This window comes from Variovorax robiniae, assembly GCF_037889955.1.
Taxonomy (GTDB): domain Bacteria; phylum Pseudomonadota; class Gammaproteobacteria; order Burkholderiales; family Burkholderiaceae_C; genus Variovorax; species Variovorax robiniae.
Window position 1 is genome coordinate 229817 of record NZ_JBBKZS010000005.1, and the last position, 18987, is coordinate 248803.

General features: G+C 66.6%; 15 protein-coding genes. 11 read left to right on the forward strand and 4 right to left on the reverse strand.

Going from position 1 to position 18987, the window contains the following annotated elements; translation table 11 throughout:
* Positions 1 to 6 precede the first annotated feature (6 nt).
* Complete coding sequence (gene pcaH / locus WKW79_RS14430) at positions 7 to 732, forward strand: protocatechuate 3,4-dioxygenase subunit beta (protein ID WP_340335854.1); 726 nt, start codon at positions 7 to 9, stop codon at positions 730 to 732.
* A gap of 24 nt (positions 733 to 756) precedes the next feature.
* Positions 757 to 1362: a protocatechuate 3,4-dioxygenase subunit alpha gene (gene pcaG / locus WKW79_RS14435; RefSeq protein WP_340335855.1), complete on the forward strand. Its 606-nt coding sequence runs from the start codon at positions 757 to 759 to the stop codon at positions 1360 to 1362.
* Between the two features lie 182 nt (positions 1363 to 1544).
* On the opposite strand, the gene WKW79_RS14440 is transcribed toward pcaG, so the two are convergent.
* Positions 1545 to 2222 carry a c-type cytochrome gene (locus tag WKW79_RS14440; protein WP_340335856.1) on the reverse strand — a complete coding sequence of 226 codons (678 nt, stop codon included), beginning with the start codon at positions 2220 to 2222 and terminating at the stop codon, positions 1545 to 1547.
* Between the two features lie 147 nt (positions 2223 to 2369).
* On the opposite strand from WKW79_RS14440, the gene WKW79_RS14445 reads away from it, so the two are divergent.
* The 9 genes from WKW79_RS14445 (at position 2370) to WKW79_RS14485 (ending at position 15436) form a co-directional block, all read left to right on the forward strand.
* Complete coding sequence (locus tag WKW79_RS14445) at positions 2370 to 3212, forward strand: AAA family ATPase (RefSeq protein WP_340336055.1); 843 nt, start codon at positions 2370 to 2372, stop codon at positions 3210 to 3212.
* Between the two features lie 40 nt (positions 3213 to 3252).
* The gene (locus WKW79_RS14450) at positions 3253 to 3462 is read left to right on the forward strand and encodes a hypothetical protein (protein ID WP_340335857.1); all 210 of its coding nucleotides are present in this window, start codon (positions 3253 to 3255) and stop codon (positions 3460 to 3462) included.
* A gap of 13 nt (positions 3463 to 3475) precedes the next feature.
* Positions 3476 to 4075 (forward strand): GNAT family N-acetyltransferase, encoded by a 600-nt coding sequence (locus WKW79_RS14455; protein ID WP_340335858.1) that lies wholly within the window; start codon positions 3476 to 3478, stop codon positions 4073 to 4075.
* 6 nt (positions 4076 to 4081) lie between these two features.
* On the forward strand, positions 4082 to 5269 hold the full coding sequence (locus WKW79_RS14460; protein ID WP_340335859.1) for a vWA domain-containing protein: 1188 nt from the start codon (positions 4082 to 4084) through the stop codon (positions 5267 to 5269).
* Positions 5270 to 5427: 158 nt separating this feature from the next.
* Positions 5428 to 6339, forward strand: a complete 912-nt coding sequence (locus WKW79_RS14465) for a 2OG-Fe(II) oxygenase (protein WP_340335860.1) — start codon at positions 5428 to 5430, stop codon at positions 6337 to 6339.
* Between the two features lie 60 nt (positions 6340 to 6399).
* Positions 6400 to 8304: an autotransporter assembly complex protein TamA gene (locus WKW79_RS14470; RefSeq protein WP_340335861.1), complete on the forward strand. Its 1905-nt coding sequence runs from the start codon at positions 6400 to 6402 to the stop codon at positions 8302 to 8304.
* A gap of 7 nt (positions 8305 to 8311) precedes the next feature.
* Positions 8312 to 12541, forward strand: a complete 4230-nt coding sequence (locus tag WKW79_RS14475) for a translocation/assembly module TamB domain-containing protein (RefSeq protein WP_340335862.1) — start codon at positions 8312 to 8314, stop codon at positions 12539 to 12541.
* Between the two features lie 198 nt (positions 12542 to 12739).
* Positions 12740 to 13720 (forward strand): Bug family tripartite tricarboxylate transporter substrate binding protein, encoded by a 981-nt coding sequence (locus WKW79_RS14480; RefSeq protein ID WP_340335863.1) that lies wholly within the window; start codon positions 12740 to 12742, stop codon positions 13718 to 13720.
* A gap of 120 nt (positions 13721 to 13840) precedes the next feature.
* Positions 13841 to 15436 (forward strand): arylsulfatase, encoded by a 1596-nt coding sequence (locus WKW79_RS14485; RefSeq protein WP_340335864.1) that lies wholly within the window; start codon positions 13841 to 13843, stop codon positions 15434 to 15436.
* An 18-nt stretch (positions 15437 to 15454) separates the two neighbouring features.
* Here the strand turns inward: WKW79_RS14485 and WKW79_RS14490 are convergent, their stop codons facing one another.
* The 3 genes from WKW79_RS14490 to WKW79_RS14500 are packed head-to-tail and all read right to left on the reverse strand — an operon-like array spanning position 15455 to position 18913.
* A complete protein-coding gene (locus tag WKW79_RS14490) occupies positions 15455 to 16369 on the reverse strand; it encodes a LysR family transcriptional regulator (protein ID WP_340335865.1) in 915 nt (304 codons plus the stop codon).
* A 42-nt stretch (positions 16370 to 16411) separates the two neighbouring features.
* Positions 16412 to 17359: a tripartite tricarboxylate transporter substrate binding protein gene (locus tag WKW79_RS14495; RefSeq protein ID WP_340335866.1), complete on the reverse strand. Its 948-nt coding sequence runs from the start codon at positions 17357 to 17359 to the stop codon at positions 16412 to 16414.
* A gap of 39 nt (positions 17360 to 17398) precedes the next feature.
* The gene (locus tag WKW79_RS14500; protein WP_340335867.1) at positions 17399 to 18913 is read right to left on the reverse strand and encodes a sulfatase-like hydrolase/transferase; all 1515 of its coding nucleotides are present in this window, start codon (positions 18911 to 18913) and stop codon (positions 17399 to 17401) included.
* Between the last annotated feature and the right edge of the window lie 74 nt (positions 18914 to 18987).

Here is an 18987-nt window from a genome sequence, read left to right on the forward strand (position 1 = left end):
CACCCCATGCTGGACCGCACCAAGACGCCCGCCAAGACCATCGCACCGCGCGACTTCGAAAGCCATCCCTCCTACATCTACCCCGGCTACAAGTCGACCGTGAAGCGCGGCCCGACGCAGCCGCTGATCCCGCTCAAGGCCTCCATCGGCGAATTGCAGCAACCGGTCTACGGCCACAGCAGCATCGGCGAATTCGACAACGACCTCACCCGCAACGCCCGCCGCAACGGCGAGCCGCTCGGTGAACGCATGATCCTCACCGGCCAGGTGATGGACGAGCGCAAGCGCCCCATCCGCAACACGCTGGTCGAGATCTGGCAGGCCAATGCCGCCGGCCGCTACGTGCACAAGGTCGACCAGCACGACGCGCCGCTGGACCCCAACTTCCTCGGCGCCGGCCGCTGCATGACCGATGACGAAGGCCGCTACCGCTTCCTCACCATCAAGCCCGGCGCCTATCCCTGGGGCAACCATCCCAACGCCTGGCGCCCGCAGCACATCCACCTGTCGCTGTTCGGCGAGCACTTCGCGAGCCGCCTGGTCACGCAGATGTACTTCCCCGGTGATCCGCTGATGCAGTACGACCCGATGGTCACCGGCACACCGGCCAAGTACCGCAACCGCCTCGTGGCCGACTTCAGCCTCGACATCACCGAACCCGACTACGCCCTCGGCTACATCTTCGACATCGTGCTGCGCGGCGCCGACGAGACGCCCTTCGAGAACCGTTGAACTGAATACAAGGAGACCCACGCCATGATGAGCGCACTCGAAACCAACTTCGGCCAGACCCCTTCGCAGACCGTCGGCCCCTACTTCGCCTACGGCCTCACCGCCACCCAGTACGGCTACGACTTCGACCAGCCCTTCGATGCCACGGTGGCACTCGACAACGCGAGCGGGGAGCGCATCCGCCTGGAAGGCCGCGTGATCGACGGCGACGGCATCCCGATCTTCGACGCGCTGGTCGAGATCAGCCAACCCGATGGCGAAGGCCGCTATCCGCAGACCGTGGAGGAAGCGAACGAGATCGGCTTCCGGGCCTTCGGCCGTTGCGGCACCGGCACCGATGCGCACAAGCGCTTCGTGTTCCACACCGTGAAGCCGGGCCCTGAAGCGCCTGGCGAAGCGCCGCACATCAACGCCATCATCACGATGCGCGGCATGCTGCTGCACGCCTTCACGCGCATCTACTTCAGCGACGAGGCCGAGGCCAATGCGAAGGATGCCGTGCTGCAAAGCGTGCCCGAGGCGCGCCGCAACACGCTCGTCGCGCAGCGGCACGAGCAAGGCGGCGCCGTTGTGTATCGCTTCGACATCCACATGCAGGGCGCCAAAGAGACGGTTTTCTTCGACGTTTGAAGGCGCGAATCTTTCTACTGCGGCCACCGATCTCGGGCCTGCGGTGCTCACCGCACGAGAGTGCGGTTCCGCTCCTCGACCCGACCTCGGCGCCCTCGCTACGAAATCTTCACACCTTCAAGCCGGTCGCCCACATTCAGACAGCAAAAAGCCCGCATTCGTAAAGCAAACGCCTGGAGGACTTACTTCGCCTTGTGAATCATCGACTCAGGCACCGTCTTGAGCTCACCCGGCACCGCGCTGATGTAGCTGGCCAGTTGCTTCAGTTCGGCATTCGTGAAGTTCTTCGCCTGCCCGCCCATGATCGCGTTGGAGCGGCCGATCATCGGCGTGTGCGCCTTGTACGACTTGAGCGCCACCAGCAGGTAGTCGGCATGCTGGCCGGCCAGCTTGGGCACGGTGCCGTCGTTCGGCGTGTTGAAGTTGGCGCCGTGGCACTTGGTGCAGTTGTTGTCCTTGTCGCGCGAGATCAGGGCCGCGACCGTGTCATTGGGCGGCGGGGCGGTGGGCGGCGCCGCATCGCCCTGGGCCATGCCGAGCGTCGAGTAGTAGGCACCGAGGTCCGCCATGTCCTGGTCGGTCAGCGTGTCCGCGATGGCGCGCATGGTCGGATGCTTGCGGTCGCCGGCCTTGTAGGCATTGAGGGCCGCCACGATGTAGGTGGCGCTCTGGCCCGCGATCTTGGGCACCTTGTAGATCTCGGGGAAGCTGGCCTGATAGCCGATGATGCCGTGGCAACCCACACACATGGCCGTCTTCTTGCCCCCGTTTTCGGCATTGCCCGTCACCTTCTGGGCATTGGCCGAGACCGTCACGCAAGCGACAGCGAGGGCAAACATCGTGGTCAACAACTTGTTCATTTTGCGCGCACAATCTCGTGGAGAAATCAGATTTCAGATCAACATTTGATTATATGCAGGGCGCATTGCAGCCCCGGCGCCAGGCACCGAATGCAGCGCATCGCAGATCGAATGTGTTCCCTTTTCACCCACAGCTCCACCGATCCAATGAAATTCCAGGGCTCTGACAACTACGTCGCCACGCAAGACCTGATGCTTGCGGTCAATGCCTCCATCACGCTCAAGCGCCCGCTGCTGGTCAAGGGCGAACCCGGCACCGGCAAGACCATGCTGGCCGAGGAAGTGGCCGCCGCACTCGAGCTGCCGCTCTTGCAGTGGCACATCAAGTCGACCACCAAGGCCCAGCAGGGCCTCTACGAATACGACGCGGTGAGCCGCCTGCGCGATTCGCAACTGGGCGACGAGCGCGTGAAGGACATCCACAACTACATCGTCAAGGGCGTGCTGTGGCAGGCCTTCACGGCCGATGCGCCTGTCGCGCTTCTGATCGACGAAATCGACAAGGCCGACATCGAGTTCCCGAACGACCTGCTGCGCGAACTCGACCGCATGGAGTTCTATTGCTACGAGACGCATGAACTCATCCGCGCGAAGCATCGCCCGGTCGTCTTCATCACGTCCAACAACGAGAAGGAACTGCCCGACGCCTTCCTGCGCCGCTGCTTCTTCCACTACATCAAGTTCCCCGACGCCGCGACGATGAAGCAGATCATCGACGTGCACTTCCCCAACCTGAAGCAGGAACTGCTGACGGCCGCGATGAAGACCTTCTACGACGTGCGCAACCTGCCCGGCCTGAAGAAGAAGCCCTCGACCTCCGAATTGCTCGACTGGCTCAAGCTGCTGGTCGCGGAAGACATCCCGGTCGAGGCGCTGCAAAGCAAGGACGACAAGGTCGCCGTGCCGCCGCTGGTCGGCGCGCTGTTGAAGAACGAGCAGGACGTGACCCTGTTCGAAAAGCTCGTCTTCATGCAACGCCACAACCGCTGAGCCCGCAGTGCCAGGGCAACCGCACCCCACCAGCCAATTGATGATCCTCGGCGTGGCGCAGGCCGCGCTGTTCCTGGCGGGCGCCCTGCTCGGCCGCTGGCTCGGCCTGACGCTGGGCTTCGATGCGCTGGGCGAAGGCTACGGCAACAGCACGCTGGTCGGCATCCTGCTGATCGGCCTGGGCGGTGGCGGCGGCGCGCAACTTGCGCGCGCCTGGTACCGCCGCAAGTATGGCGATCCCCGCGTCTGAATTCTTGAAAAGCATGGCCTTCGTAGAACCCGTCACCCTGTCCAGCCGCGGCATCGCACTCGTGCCGCTCGCCCTGTCCCATGAGGAAGGCCTGAAGGCCGCCGCCGCCGATGGCGAGCTGTGGAAGCTGCGCATCACATCGGTGCCCGAGCCGCAGGACACGCGCGCCTACATCGAGACCGCGCTCAAGACCGCCGACCGCTTCGCCTTCGCCGTGACCGACGAAGCCACCGGCACCGTGCTCGGCAGCACCAGCTTCCACGACATCCTGCCCGCCGTGAAGCGCGTGGAGATCGGCTACACGTGGTACGCCAAACGCTGCCAGCGCACGCACGTCAACAGCACCTGCAAGCTGCTGATGATGTCGCATGCCTTCGATACCCTCGGCTGCAACGTGGTGGGCTGGCGCACCGACAATTTCAACCATGCATCGCAGGCCGCCATCGAGCGCCTGGGCGCGCGCAAGGATGGCGTGATCCGCGGCCATGCCATGCGGCGCGACGGCACGATCCGCGATACCGTGATGTACAGCCTGCGCTCGGGCGAGTGGCCCGAGGTGAAGGCGCAATTGCTTTACCTGCTGGACAAGCCCCGTTCGGCACACAAGGAGTGACGCAGCATGCTGATCGACTTCTTCTACACCTTGCGCTCGGCCAAGCTGCCGGTGTCCGTCAAGGAATACATGATGCTGCTGGAGGCCCTGCAGGCCGACGTGGTCGGGCCGAACTCCGACGGCGCCCACAGCCTCGATGACTTCTACTACCTGAGCCGCACCACGCTGGTGAAGGACGAGAAGCACTACGACAAGTTCGACCGCGCTTTCGCCGCCTACTTCAAGGGCGTCGAGATGCTGGCCGACTTCACCAAGGAAGTGCCGCTCGACTGGCTGCGCAAGACGCTGGAGCGCGAGTTCACCGCCGAGGAAAAGGCCAAGATCGAGAAGATGGGCTGGGATGAGCTCATGGAGACGCTCAAGAAGCGCTTCGAGGAGCAGAAGGAACGCCACGAAGGCGGCAACAAGTGGATCGGCACGGGCGGCACCTCGCCCTTCGGCCACGGCGGCTACAACCCGCAGGGCATCCGCATCGGCGGCGCCGGCAAGAACAAGAGCGCGGTCAAGGTGTGGGACCAGCGCGCCTACAAGGACTACGACGACTCGCAGGAACTGGGCACGCGCAACATCAAGATGGCCTTGCGCAAGCTGCGCAAGTTCGCCCGCGAGGGCCACGAGGACGAACTGGACCTCGACGAAACCATCAGCAAGACGGCCGCCAACGCCGGCTACCTCGACATCAAGATGCGGCCGGAGCGCCACAACAACGTCAAGGTGCTGCTGCTGATGGACGTGGGCGGCACCATGGACGAGCACGTGCAGCGCGTCGAGGAACTGTTCTCGGCGGTCAAGACCGAGTTCAAGCACCTGGAGTTCTATTACTTCCACAACTGCGTCTACGACTTCATGTGGAAGAACAACAAGCGCCGCTTTTCCGAGAAGTTCGCGACCTGGGACATCCTGCGCAAGTACAACAAGGACTACAAGCTCATCTTCGTCGGCGACGCGACGATGAGCCCTTACGAGATCCTGCAACCTGGCGGCAGCGTGGAGTACAACAACGAGGAAGCGGGCGCCGAATGGATCCAGCGCCTGACGCACGCCTTTCCGAAATTTGCCTGGATCAACCCCGAGCCGCAGGGCGTCTGGCAATACCGCCAGAGCATCGCGGTGATGCAGCAACTTGTATCGAATCGTATGTTCCCGCTTACGCTGAAAGGGCTGGACGAGGCCATGCGCCTACTTTCAAAGTAGGCGCATTCCTACACAAATCAGGCGTTTTTGACGAGCGGCATAGGCCAATTACCCGCTGGCTGGCACGTACACTTCCCGTTACATTAATACTTTCTGGTTCACACTTTCGCAAGAATTGAGCTGAGAAAGGGCCGCGCCTCCGGGCGTGTCTGGAATTCATGACGGGTCCCCCCGCTACTGCCGTGTACATCTCATCGCTTGAATCTGCCGCCGTTGGTCTGGTCCCCCACGCCCGCATGCCGGCATGGGAGCCCGACACGATCAGCATCCGCGGTGTGCAACTGCCCATTCCCGAACTGGTCGACCGCGCGTACTTCGAGCCCGCCCGCATCGAGGCCCTGCGCGCGCGATTGCAGGCCGGCCAGCCCTTTCCCCACCTGGTCGTCGAGAACCTCTTCAACCCGCGGTTGCTGGAACTGGTGACCGAGGAGTTCGACCAGAGCCAGTGGATCGACGTCAAGAGCAATTACGAATCGACGCGCCGCACGGCCCTGGGGGCGCACCTGGGCCCGGCGTCGCAGCTGTACTTCGACGTGGTCAATTCGGGCTGGTTCACCGAGTGGCTGTCGGCGGTGACCGGCGTGCCCTACCTGCTGTCGGACCCCAAGCTGTTCGGCGGTGGCCTGCATGAAAGCAAGCCGGGCGCGACCTTCGCGGTGCATCGCGACTTCAACCTGCACCGCCACCTCGGCCTGAAGAACGAGATGGTGTTCATCACCTACCTCAACAAGGGCTGGCAGCCGGAATGGGGCGCGTCCCTGGAACTGTGGAACGCCACCAAGGACAAGTGCGTGACCAAGGTGCTGCCGGAGTTCGGCCACACCCTGCTGATGCCGCACGGCCCAGCCAGCTACCACGGCCACCCGGACCCGATGAATCCGCCCGACGGACGCCCGCGCCGCTCGATCGCCGCGTACTTCTACACCAGCCCCAACGCCGGCAAGACGCGCGAGGACCAGGTCTCATCGATCTTCATCAAGATGGGCAAGGTCGACAAGCTCAAGCGCGTCGCGCAGATGGTCACGCCGCCCCTGCTCTGGTCGGTGGCGCGCAAGTTCGCCAAGGGATAGCCCCAACAATCGCCCCCCGCATGCCTCGCGCGGGCGAAGCATGCTGTCAGAATCGGGCGGATGCACAGGGTGGCCCCCTTCAAAACGCCGGCTTTCTGGCCGGCGTTGCTTTTTTCGATCACCCTTCTTTTTTTGCAAGGGTGTAGCCTGCTGTCGAAGCAAAAGGAAGAGGAGTCGGCCTCGACGCCCCGGCCGGTCGCGGGTGCGGACAAGGAGGATGCCGGCAAGGAAAAGAAGGAATCGCACGATGCGTTCAGCCTCGAGGTCGAGGCGCCCGACCGGGTGCGCGACTACCTGATCCGCCATCTCGAACTCCAGCGCTACCGCCAGATCGATGACCTCGGCGCCGCCGAACTGTCGCGCCTGATGGTCGCGGCCGAGGCGAATGCCCGCGAATTGCTGGGCACCTTGGGTTACTTCACGCCCACCATCACCCTCGAGCTCAAGGAAACGCCCGATGCGCCGGCGCCGCGCGAGGTGAAGGTGACCGTGGTGCCGGGCGAGCCGACGCTGGTGTCGCTGGTGGAGGTGAACTTCAGCGGCGCGGTGGCCGAAGACGCGGCCGGCGAGGCGCAGCGCAATGCGGTGCGCGCGGGATGGTCGCTGCGGCCCAGCGTGCCTTTCAGCCAGGAGGGCTGGGACAACGCCAAGACCGGCGGCCTGCGCACGCTGACGGCCAAGCGCTACCCCACCGCCAGCGTGAAGAGCAGCCGGGCCGACATCGACGCCGACACCGCCCGCGCCCAATTGCGCGTGGCCTATGAATCCGGGCCGGCCTTTCGCTTCGGGCAAATGCTGGTGCGCGGCAGCGATCGCTACAGCCCCGTCAACGCCTTGCGCATCGCGCGGCTGCCCACGGGCGAGGACTATGACCAGCAACAGTTGCTCGATGCGCAGCAGCGCCTGGCCAGCAGCGGCTACTACGATTCGGTCTTCCTGACGCTGGACACCGAAGGCACCGATCCGCAAGCCGTGCCGGTGATCGCACAGGTGCGCGACGCGCCGCTGCAAAAGGTGGTGCTGGGCGTGGGCTTCACAACCGACAACGGCGCGCGCGTGAGCCTCGACCACACCCACAACCAGATGCCGCTGCTGGGCTGGCGCGCGGTGTCCAGGCTGCAATTCGACCAGAAGACGCAACTCGTCAACACGCAGTGGACCGACGTGCCCGGCGAACGCGCCTGGCGCTGGTTCACCGGCGCGCAGCTCAAGCGCGACACCTCCGGCGACTATGAGGTCGACAGCGCCCGCCTGCGCGGCGGCATGAGCACCAGCACCGACCACATCGACCGCAGCTATTTCCTGCAGTACGACAACGCGCAGAACAAGGGTGTCGGCGCGCCGCCGTCGGCCTCGGCGCTGACGCTCAATTGGGGCTGGACCGGCCGCTACTTCAACAACAACGCGCAACCGACCAGCGGCTACGGCGTGGCGGTCGAACTGGGCGCAGGCTACACGTTGACCGGCGAACGCCTGCCCTTCCTGCGCAGCTACGGACGCTGGCTCGGCATCTTCCCGCTGGAGTTCACCGCAGACAGCGCGGCCCGGCGCAGCCGCATCGCGCTGCGCGCCGAGGCCGGCGCCGTCACGGCGAGCGAGCGGGCCCTGATCCCCACCACGCTGGAATTCCTGACCGGCGGCGACAACACCGTGCGCGGCTACAGCTACCAGCAGATCGGCGTGACCAATGCCATCGGCCAGACCGTGCAGGGCCGCTACCTGGGCGTGGGCAGCATCGAATGGCAGCGCCCCTTCGTCTACAAGGGGCAGCTCACCGACTGGGAGAGCGTGGTCTTCGTCGATGCCGGCTCGGTGGCGGACAAGGCCCGGTCGCTGCGGCCCAAGGTGGGCGTGGGCGCGGGTGCGCGCTGGAAGAGCCCGGTGGGGCCGGTGCAGATCGACCTGGCCTATGGCGTCGACGTCCACAAGCTCCGGATCCACCTGCGGCTGGGGTTCAACTTCTGATCGCGTGATGGAAGACGAGACGCCTCCCCCGCCGCCGCCGGCCCCGCCCGCGAAGCGCTCGCGCACGCGGCGCGCATTGCGCGGGCTTGCCTGGCTCACGGGCGGCACGGTGGCGCTGCTGCTGGCGCTGGCCATCGGCGCCTGGTGGTGGATCGGCTCCGACCAGTCGCTCGCCTTCACGCTGTCGAGGGCCGCGCGCTACCTGCCGCCGGGGCAGACGCTGGAATCGCGCGAGGTGAGCGGGTCGCTGCGCACGGGCGGGCACATCGGCTTCCTGCGATGGCAAAGCGAGTCGCTTGCCGTCGAGGTGCACGAAGCAACGATCGGCTGGAGCCTGCAGCCCTTGCTGAAGCGCCAGGTCAAGCTCGGAGAGGTGCATGCGGAACGCGTCACCGTCGAGCGCCTCGGCCCGCCGGACGACAAGCCGGTGGAGCCGCTCGAACAACTGGCCCTGCCGGTAGAGATCGACCTGCCCTTCCGCATCGACGCGCTGCACTGGGGTGGGCCGCCAGCGCTGGACATCGGCCAGCTCGCCGGCCACTACCAGTACAAGGCCGAGCATCACGAACTGCAGCTCGACGGGGTCGACATTGCGGACGGGCACTACAGCGGCAAGCTCCGGCTACAGGGTCCGGCGCCGATGGCGATCGAGGCGGAGCTCGAAGGCAAGGTGCGCGCGCCGCTGGACAAGGAACGCAACATCGACGTCCTCGCGAGTGCGAGCGTGAAAGGCACGCTGGCCGGACGCGATGCGCGCCTGGCGGTCGAGGCCCGCTTGAAGCCGGCCGAGGCGGATGCGGACATGCCGATGAATGCCCAGGTCACGGCCCATCTCGCGCCCTGGCAGCCGCAGCCCGTGCTCGATGCCCAGGCCGACCTGGAGAACGTCGACCTTGCACAACTGTGGCCGCAGGCGCCGGCGACGTTGCTCAGCGGCCAGGTGGAGGCCGGCCCCGATGCGTCCGCCGGGCCCACCGGCTGGCAGAGCAAGGTCGACATTCGCAATGCCCGGCCCGGCCCGTGGGACGAGGGCAAGCTGCCGGTGGAGCGGGTCGAGGCCAGTGCGCGCTTCGACGGCACGAACTGGGACATCCAGGAGGCCGCGGTCCATGCCGGCGGTGGCCGCATCCGCGCGGAAGGCCGCTGGAGCCCCGCGCCCGCGCCCTGGACCGTCAAGGCCACGGTGCAAGACGTGCAGCCGGGCCTGCTGCACAGCCAGTTGGCCGGCGCGCCGGTGGATGGCCGCGCCACCGTCGAGCAAAAGGGCGAGGCCCTGCTGTTCGACCTGGCCCTGAATGCCAAGGGTGGCGCCGGAGCGGCCGGCCTCGAAGGCCTGCGCCTCGACCATGCCGCTGCGCAAGGCCAATGGCAGGACCAGGTGCTGGACCTGCGCTCGCTGCATCTGGAGGCCTTGCGCGCGCAGCTTGACGGCAAGCTGCAGGTGCGCATCGCCGAGCAGGCGGCCAGCGGCAACCTCAACCTGGTCATGCCGGGTGGCCGCGCGCAGGTCGAGGGCCGCGTGGCGCCGGCGCAGGGCGCGGCCCAGCTCAAGGCCACGGTGGAAGACGCGACCGCGCTGCAGCGGTGGGTCGAGCAATTGCCGGGGCTTGCCAACGCGTTCGCTGGCCACGTGCTGGTCGGCGGTGCGCAACTCGACGCCCGCTGGCAAGGCGGCTGGCAGGCGATCCAGCGTCGGCTGCAGGACGTGCGGCAGCCGGCGGCACGCGGCGCGGAACCCACGCTGCAGGCCACCCTCTCGGCGCCGCGACTGGACATCAAGCTGCCGGCGGCAGGGGCGACCGCTACCACCACCAACGCCGCCGCGACAGGCACAGGCACAGGCACAGGCACAGGCACAGGCACAGGCACAGGCACAGGCACAGGCACTGCCACTGGCAAGCGCACAGCCGCAACCACAACTGCAAGCGCGCGCCAAGTGCCGGCCGCGCAGGCCATCGAGGCCGCGCAGACCCTGCGCTTGCGCAACCTGCGCGCCGAGGTCGACGGCAGCATCGCGCAGGCGAAATTGACGCTGCGCGGCGAAGGCGCCCTCGGCACGCGCCGGCTCACGCTCGACACCCAGGCCAGCGGCGGACTGCAGCGCGCGGACCAGTGGCAGGCCGCGCTCGACAGCCTCAAGCTGCAGGTGCAGGACAGCACCCGGCCGGGCCCCTGGACGCTGGAACTCGCCCGTGCCGTCAATGCCACGCTGCGCACCGGCAAGGGCGGCAAGCTGGACGTGGAGGCCTCGGCCGCCGGCGTGACCGTGCGCGGCCCGGTGCCGGGCACGGTGCGCATCGACTGGCAGCCGGTGCGCTGGAGCCAGATGGGCGAGCCGCCCAAGCGCGTCTACCGCCTGCAATCCAAGGGCACGCTCAAGGGGTTTCCGATGGCCTGGGCGCAGGCATTCGGGCCCGGCACGCTGGCCGATATGGGCGTCAGCGGCGACCTGGTGTTCGACGGCGACTGGGACATCGACGCGGGCGACACGCTGCGTGCCCATGTCCGCATCGCACGCGAGAGCGGCGACATCCGCGTGCAGGCCGGCGAGGCCGCGCTGGTGCGCCGCATCCACAGCACCGGCACCGGCACGCCCAGCGAGATCACCACCGACGCCGCATCCGCCGGCGCGGGCACGCCGGCCGGCCTGCGCAAGGCCGAGATGAACCTCGATGCGCAAGGCGAGGTGATCAAGGCCGACCTGGCCTGGGAAAGCGAGCGCGGCGGCCAGATCAGCGCCGAGGCCAGCACGCGTGTGCAGCAGCGCGATGGCGGCTGGCTCTGGGCCGAGGACGCGCCACTGGCCGGCAAGGTCAAGGCGCGCATGCCGCAGCTCGGCGTGTGGTCGATGCTGGCGCCGCCGGGCTGGCGCATCGCGGGCACGCTGGATGCCGATGCCACGCTGTCCGGCAACCGCGCCGCGCCGCGCTGGAACGGCACGCTCGCCGCCGACCAACTCGCCCTGCGCGCACAGGTCGAGGGCCTGGACCTGCGCGACGGGCAGTTGCGCGCCGTGCTGAATGGCGATCGGCTGGAACTGACCGAGTTCACCCTGCGCGGCGGCGCGGCCAGCAGCACGCGCATCACCGGCCAGAGCGGAAACCTCAGCACCGCGAAAAGCGAGGCCGCCAAGAGCGGCGGCACGCTGTCGGTCAAGGGCACGGCCAGTTGGGGCGGTGCCACGACCGCTGGCACAGGCAGCGGCATCCGCATGAACATGGAAGGCCAGTTGCGCGAGCTGCGCCTGCTGGTGCGCAGCGACCGGCAGGTGAGCTTGTCGGGCGATGTGCAGGCCCGCCTCGATGCGGGCCAGATCACCGTGCGCGGCGACCTGAAGACCGACCGCGCCGTGATCATCCTGCCCGACGAGACGGCGCCGAGCCTCGGCAGCGACGTGTTCGTGCGTTCGGCCGCGCGGGATCGGGAGATGGCGAAGGCTTCGGCCGCCTCATCGGGTACTTCCTCGGAAACGCAATCCGCCGGCGACGACACGCTACCGGTCGCCGCGCAAACCAAAAAGCCGCCCGACATCGAGATCGGCTTCGACTTGGGCAAGGACTTCGCGGTGCAGGGCCGCGGCATCACCACGCGCCTGGAAGGCAAGCTCGACATCAAGAGCGCCGGCATGGGCACGCCGCCGCGCATCACCGGCGAGGTGCGCACGGTGCAGGGCCGGTACCGCGCCTATGGCCAGCAGCTCGATGTGGAAAGCGGCGTGGCGCGCTTCAGCGGACCCTTCGACAACCCCGGGCTGGACATCCTGGCGATCCGGCCGAACATCTCTCAGCGCGCCGGCGTGCAGATCACGGGCACGGCACAGTCGCCGCGCGTGAAGCTGTACTCCGAGCCCGCGTTGACCGATGCCGAGACGCTGTCATGGGTCATGCTGGGACGCGCCTCCGCGTCGAATGGCGGCGAGGCGGTGGTGATGCAGCAGGCGGCATTGGCGTTGCTCGGCAAACTGGGCGGCAACTCCGGCGGTGGCAACTTCGCGAGCCGCTTCGGCCTCGACGAGATCGGCTTCAAGGGACCGAGCAGCGGCGGCGACCTGAACGAGTCGGCGATCACGCTGGGCAAGCGGCTGTCGAAGGACTTCTACGTGACCTATGAGCGCAGCCTGTCGGGGACGGTGGGCACGCTTTACATCTTCTACGACCTGACGCAGCGGTTGACGCTTCGCGGGCAGGCAGGAGAGCACAACGGGGGCGACCTGATCTACACGATCAAGTTCAACTGAGCCAAGGCTGCAGGAAGCAGACTTGGCCGGGCGCCCCGGCGCGCAACGCCACCGCTCAAGCAAAGGGAATAGCCCTCTCACTATTTCTCGATTGCCGCTGCGCGCGACGGCGGATTCAATGGCGGCACCTGATCAAAGTCACCTGGGGCAAGTTCAAGTCAGCGGTGACGACGAATCAACATCCACAAGGAGACAAACATGCCCATCGCCCGTCGTCAATTCCTCCAGCTGGCCGCCGCAGGCCTTCCTGTATTCCATGCGGCCAGTGCCCGTGCGGCACTTTCGCTGCCCACGAACATGCGCATCATCTGCCCCTACCCGGCGGGCGATGCCAGCGACCTGATCTGCCGCTCCGTGAGCGAGTCGCTTCGTGCCGACCACGGCCGCACGGTACTCGTCGACAACAAGCCGGGCGGCCTGGGCCTGATCGGGCTGACCGACCTGGCGCGCTCGCCGAAGGACGGCTCCACGATTGCCTTCATCGGCTCGCAGCACGTCACCTTGCAGACGCTGCAGAAGAAGTTCGACCTGTTGAAGAACATGTCGCCGATCACGCGCATCAACTACGGGCCGATGTGCATCTGCGTGCCCGCCAACTCTCCTTACAAGACGATCGAGCAACTGCTCAAGGCGATGGTCGACAAGCCGGGAACGATCACCTTCGGGTCCGGTGGCATCGGTACTCCGGCACACCTGGGCCTCGAAGTCCTCAAGGGCAAGGTGCCGGGGCTGAGCGCGGTGCACGTGCCGTTCAAGGCGGCGAGCGAGTCCTTGCAGGCCGTCATGGCCGGGCAGCTCGACTGTGCGATGGCCATCACCGCATCGGCTTTCCCGCTCGTCGCGGACAAGCGCATCCGTTGCCTGGCCGTCACCGGCAGCAAGCGCACGACGGCGCAGCCGGATATCCCGACGATGACCGAGAAGGCGGTGCCCGGATTCGTCTGGACCTGGTGGGGTGGCTTCGCCGCGCCTCCCGGTACGCCCGCGCCTGTGCTCGAAGAATTGCGCGTGGCCCTCGTGGCGGCCATCGAGAAGCCCGAGATGCGCAAGCTGCTGGACCTGTCCTCCAGTGAAGTGGCGCCCAGCAAGACCTCCGCGCAGTTCGTGCAGGAACTGCAGCAGGAGATCGATGCCCAGACGCTCCTGATCAAGCAGAACAACATCACGATGGATTCGTGATCGCCAGGGCCGGGCAGCGTCCGGCCCGCCCTGCGCGGGGGATCAAGTCGATGCCGCAAGCCGCATCAACCTGGGAGGCCGCCGCGCTGAAGTCATTCCTGAATTCGTTCAAAGCCTTCCATGAAACAACCGAACATCATCCTGATCCTTGTCGACGACATGGGTTTTTCCGACATGGGCTTCATGGGCTCGGAGATCCGCACGCCGAACATCGACAAGCTGGCCTCCAACGGCATCACGCTCACCTCGATGTACAACTGCGCGCGTTGCTGCCCGACCCGCGCCTCCCTGCTCACTGGCCTGTACCCGCACAAGGCCGGCATCGGCTGGATGGCGGTGGACTTCGGCCTGCCGGGCTACCAGGGCAAGCTGCGCAACGACAGCGTCACCATCGCGGAAGCGCTGAAGTCTGCCGGCTACCGCACGCTGATGTCGGGCAAGTGGCATGTGGGCGGTGACTTCGATCCGCGCCAGACCGATACGTGGACCTTTGGCGACGTCGAGCACCCGACGCCGCGCCAGCGCGGCTTCGATCGCTTCTACGGCATGCTCGACGGTGCCACGAGCTTCTTCGCGCCACACCACCTGATGGAGGACGACGAGCGCGTGATGGTGGAGATGGACGACTTCTACCTGACCGACGCCATCAGCGACAAGGCCTCGGACATGATCGAAGCCTCGGTCGGCGAGGACAAGCCCTTCTTCCTCTACCTGGCCTACAACGCGCCGCATTGGCCGTTGCAGGCGCCGGCCGAAGACGTGGCTCGCTACGAGAACGCCTACCGCGGCGGATGGGATGCGTTGCGCGGCTCGCGGCACGAATCGATGATCGCCACCGGCGCGCTGCAGAACCCCTGGTCGCTGAGTCCGCGCGACCGCGAGGCGCCGGCCTGGAACGACGCACCGCATCACGACTGGGAAGCGCAACGCATGGCCGTCTATGCGGCGATGGTCGATCGCATGGACCAGGGCGTGGGCAAGATCATGCGCACGCTGGAGCGGCTCAACGTCAAGGACGACACACTGGTGCTGTTCCTGTCCGACAACGGCGGCTGCGCCGAACCCCTGTGCGAAGACGGCTGGTGCAAGGCCTTCCCTTCGACGCTGCCGGATGGCCGCGCGATCGAGTCCGGCAACCGGGTCGACCTGCGGCCGGGCGGGGCGACCACTTTCATGAGCTACGACCTGCCGTGGTCCAACGTGTCGAACGCGCCCTTCCGACAGCACAAGCACTACGTCCACGAAGGCGGCATCTCCACACCGCTGGTGGCGCACTGGCCGGCGGGCATCAAGGCGCGCGGCTTCGTGCACCAGCCCTTCCATGTGGTCGACGTGCTGCCCACCTTGCTGGAGGCGGCCGGCGTGGCCTACCCCACGGAATACGCGGGCCAGGCGATCCAGAAGGTCGATGGCGAGAGCTTCGCGCCGCTGTTCACGCAGTCAACGCACCAGCGCAGCGCGCCCATCTTCTGGGAGCACGAGGGCAACGACGCGGTGCGCATGGGCGACTGGAAACTGGTGCGCCACTACGGCCAGGACTGGGAGCTCTACAACATGGTGGACGACCGCACCGAGCTCAACGACCTGTCGGGCAAGGCGCAGTCGAAGCGCGAGCAGATGGCGAAGATGCATGCGCACTGGGCCGGCGAAGTCGGCGCGCGGCCATGGGATGAACTGATTGCGCGGGCGCGCAGCCGGTACGCGGAGCAGAAGTGAAGGCTTGGCGCGGGTGCCTCAGGCAGGCGCTCGCGGCGATACGACACGCTGGCAGACATCGCGAAACTCGCGTGCCGGCGCGAATTCCAACAGGCTGCCACGGCACACCATGCCGGTGCTGTAGCGCGAGAACACGTCCTGCAGCGGCACCCTCACAACCCCCTTGGCCGCCAGCACTGGCGCCATGGCGTCGCTGACCACGGCCAGGTGGTCGCCATGGACCACCACCTCGCCCAGCGCGCTGGCGGTCGGCACGCTCAGCTCAAGGCCCGGCGCATGCTCACCGTTCAACCCCATGTCGTGATCGATGAGCTGCACCAGACGGTCGTTCAGTGAGAAGCCGATCCACGGGTATTCGCGCATGTCCTGCAGCGTCAGCGCGCGCTTGCGCAGCACCGGATGCGATTCCCTGGCGAAGAAGCCGAGCGACATGTCGAGCATCGGCAGTGCCTGCAGAAGCTCGTCGTCCATCGTCGTCGGCAGGACGCCGAGGTAGATGTCGAGGCTGCCCTCCCGGATCTGGTTCAACGCATCGGCGCAGGAGCCCACCGACACGTTGACGCGGATGCCCGGCTGCAGGCGCAGGAAGGCGGGCAGGATTTCGGGCAGGAAGGCTTCGTTCCAGACCGGCCCCACGCAGACCTTCAGGTGGCCCTTCAGGCGGTGCGTGACCGCATCGAGCTCCCACTGCGTGATGTCCAGTTCCCGGGCCAGCACCCGCGCGCGTTGCCGCAACACATGGGCCCATGCCGTCGGCATCAGGCCCTTGGTGGTTCGATCGAACAGTTGCAGGCCGGCGAGGTGCTCGAACTGCTGCAGGGACTTGGACAGGGCGGCCTGCGACAGCCCGACCTCGCTGGCGGCCGCGCGCAGGCTTCCCGCGTCATAGACGGCGTTGAAGTGCGCCAGGTGGCGGGACAGGATGAATCGCATCGGCGCGATTATTCAGCGATCACGGCCTTTCCATCGGCGATTTCACTCCTGCTGGATGCCGCTGGCCTGGATCAGGCGCCGCTTGATCTCCGCGTCGGCGCGCAGGATGGATTCGAACTTCTCCGAATCCAGGTAGTTCACCGTCTGGTTCATCTGCTTCATGCCGTCGCGGAAGTCGCGGCTGCTGGTCGCGGCAGCGCAAGCCGTCTCCATCTTGCTCACCACGGCCGCCGGGGTGCGCGCGGGCGCGAACAGGCCGTTCGTCGTGCTGGCGACGACATCGATGCCTTGCTCGCGCGCGGTGGGCACCTGCGGCAGGGTCGACAGGCGCTGGTCCGCGAACACGGCCAGCGGCTTGAAGCCCTGCTGCCGCACGACTTCGACGGTCAGCACCGCCGACTCGATGTCACCGCCCTTGAGCGCCAATGCCACCGGCGGGTCGCCGCGAAAGGCCACGCCAAGCACCTTGACCTTGCTGGCCTGCGAAGTCTCCAGCAGGGCGAAATGGGCTGCCGTGCCGAAGCCGCCATAGCCGGAGGTCAGTTCCTTCGAAGGCGCGGCGGCACGCGCTGCCTTCAGGAAGTCCTGCAGGCTCTTGTACGGACTGTCCGCGCGCACCGCCAGCACGAAGGGGAAGCTGAACACCTGGCAGACCGGCTTCAGGCTGCCGATGGCATAGTTGAGCTTGGGGTTCAGCGTCGGCTGCACGGTCAGCGGTCCGTTGGGGATGAAGCCGACCGTGTTGCCGTCGGCCTGACTGTTCACGACGGCGGTGGTGCCGATGGTGCCGGAGGCGCCGTCACGGTTCATCACCGGCACCGGTTGCTTGATCTGTTCACTGAAGGCCTGCGCGAACCTGCGGGCGACCACGTCGATGGTGCCGCCCGCGGGAAAGGGCACGATCATCTGCACGGCGTGGTCGGGCCACTCGGCCTGCGCTGCGGAGGAGAGGCCCGCCAGTGCGGCGGCGATGAGGAGGACGGGTTTCATGGTGCTTGTCTCTGGTTGTAGTTTGGATGCGCCGCGCGATCAATCCGCCGCGTCGGTCGACGTGTATTCGGCGTGGACGCCGCGGGTTCGCGAACCGGTGTCGTAGTCCCGGTATTCCGCCTTGTGCGTGTCGGCCGGATGCGGACGGCACTTGCCGCCCCAAGGGCTGAGGCGCAGCTTGCTCGAGCGCCAGGGACGGCGCTCCCAGGCCCAGCCGCGCCATGCATCCCGAACCTCGTTCATCCTGTCGAGCAGGCGGTCGTGCAGGCGGTCGCGGGTCTCGACGTGCTCTGCGCTGTCGATCAGGTTCTTCAACTCGCCCGGATCGTCCCGCAGGTTGTAGAGCTCGTCGCTGGTGAGAAGGTTGATGACCAGTTTCCAGTGGCCTTGCACCAGGCAGCGAATGGGCTGGAAGCCGCCGAAGCCATCGTGGTTGACCTCGAAGCGGTTGAACTCGAGCATGGCCTCGCCGGGTTCCGCGCCGGCGGTTCCCCGGAAGTGAGCCGACAAGTCGTTGCCGACCAGGCTTTCCGGCACCTCGGCGCCGACCAGTCGCAGCAGGGTCGGCATCACGTCCATGTGCTGAACCACCGTGGGGTCGACCTTGCCGGCCGCGCAGCCAGGGCCACGCACGATCAGCGGAACACGCGTGATCTCGTCATACATCGCCGGGCCCTTGCCTTGCAGTCCCCGCGCACCCATGAAGTCACCGTGGTCGCTGGTGTAGATGATCCAGGTGTTGGGGTATCTGCTTTCGATCTCTTCGACCAGGCGTCCGACTTGCGAGTCGACATACTCGTTGCAGCCCAGGTACTGGGCCCGGTGTGCCGCCCCCATCGGTGTCGACAGCGGTCCGCCCGACCAGAGCTTGTGATGCAAGGGCTTGTTGTCCAGCGTGTCGTTGAATCCGGGTCCGTAGTCGAAGTCACGGTCGATGTATTTCTCCACGTACTCCGGTGGGCAGGTGAAGGGCGCATGGGGTTCGTCGAATGAGGCGACCATCAGGAAGGGCTTGTCCTGATGAGTCGGGAGCCATTCGATGCAGCGGTCCACGACGCAGTGGGCCCAGCAGAACTCGGAGGTCACGTTGTGCTTGCGCAGCGCTTCCACGCCCCAGAGGCCTTGCCGCCACAACTTGGTGGCCTCGGGGCCGATGCTGTCCAGGTAGTCGCGTCCGTCGAACCAGAGCTCGGGGTCCCAGCCTTCCGGGCAGACGCCGGTGCCGAAGTAGTCGTGACCGTCGAGGTGCCACTTGCCTGCATAACCTGTGGCGTAACCGAGGTCGCGAAATCGATGGCCAAGATGCTGCACGCCTTCACCCAGCGGCAGGCAGTTGGTGTAGGGGCCCGCCAGCGTGGGCGGCAGACCAGTGAACAGGCCCGCACGCGCTGGCGTGCAGACCGGGCTGGTCGTGTAGCAGCGCTCGAAGCGCACGCCCGTTGCGGCGAGGCGGTCCAGGCAGGGCGTGTCGGCGCCGCGGGCGCCGTAGGCGGACACGAGCCGGATGTCCTGCGTGTCGGTCATGATCACGACGATGTTGGGTGGCGTTGTCATGGAGGTCTCCTTGTTGAGCGGTCTGGCTGTGGCGTCCGGCGCATCCAACGTTCCTGCCGTCGGACGATTGCCGC

Coding starts and splice junctions, on each gene's coding strand:
- pcaH (WP_340335854.1), top strand. CDS start 7: ATGCTGGACCGCACCAAGACGCCCGCCAAGACCATCGCACCGCGCGAC.
- pcaG (WP_340335855.1), top strand. CDS start 757: ATGATGAGCGCACTCGAAACCAACTTCGGCCAGACCCCTTCGCAGACC.
- WKW79_RS14440 (WP_340335856.1), bottom strand. CDS start 2,222: ATGAACAAGTTGTTGACCACGATGTTTGCCCTCGCTGTCGCTTGCGTG.
- WKW79_RS14445 (WP_340336055.1), top strand. CDS start 2,370: ATGAAATTCCAGGGCTCTGACAACTACGTCGCCACGCAAGACCTGATG.
- WKW79_RS14450 (WP_340335857.1), top strand. CDS start 3,253: ATGATCCTCGGCGTGGCGCAGGCCGCGCTGTTCCTGGCGGGCGCCCTG.
- WKW79_RS14455 (WP_340335858.1), top strand. CDS start 3,476: ATGGCCTTCGTAGAACCCGTCACCCTGTCCAGCCGCGGCATCGCACTC.
- WKW79_RS14460 (WP_340335859.1), top strand. CDS start 4,082: ATGCTGATCGACTTCTTCTACACCTTGCGCTCGGCCAAGCTGCCGGTG.
- WKW79_RS14465 (WP_340335860.1), top strand. CDS start 5,428: ATGACGGGTCCCCCCGCTACTGCCGTGTACATCTCATCGCTTGAATCT.
- WKW79_RS14470 (WP_340335861.1), top strand. CDS start 6,400: ATGCACAGGGTGGCCCCCTTCAAAACGCCGGCTTTCTGGCCGGCGTTG.
- WKW79_RS14475 (WP_340335862.1), top strand. CDS start 8,312: ATGGAAGACGAGACGCCTCCCCCGCCGCCGCCGGCCCCGCCCGCGAAG.
- WKW79_RS14480 (WP_340335863.1), top strand. CDS start 12,740: ATGCCCATCGCCCGTCGTCAATTCCTCCAGCTGGCCGCCGCAGGCCTT.
- WKW79_RS14485 (WP_340335864.1), top strand. CDS start 13,841: ATGAAACAACCGAACATCATCCTGATCCTTGTCGACGACATGGGTTTT.
- WKW79_RS14490 (WP_340335865.1), bottom strand. CDS start 16,369: ATGCGATTCATCCTGTCCCGCCACCTGGCGCACTTCAACGCCGTCTAT.
- WKW79_RS14495 (WP_340335866.1), bottom strand. CDS start 17,359: ATGAAACCCGTCCTCCTCATCGCCGCCGCACTGGCGGGCCTCTCCTCC.
- WKW79_RS14500 (WP_340335867.1), bottom strand. CDS start 18,913: ATGACAACGCCACCCAACATCGTCGTGATCATGACCGACACGCAGGAC.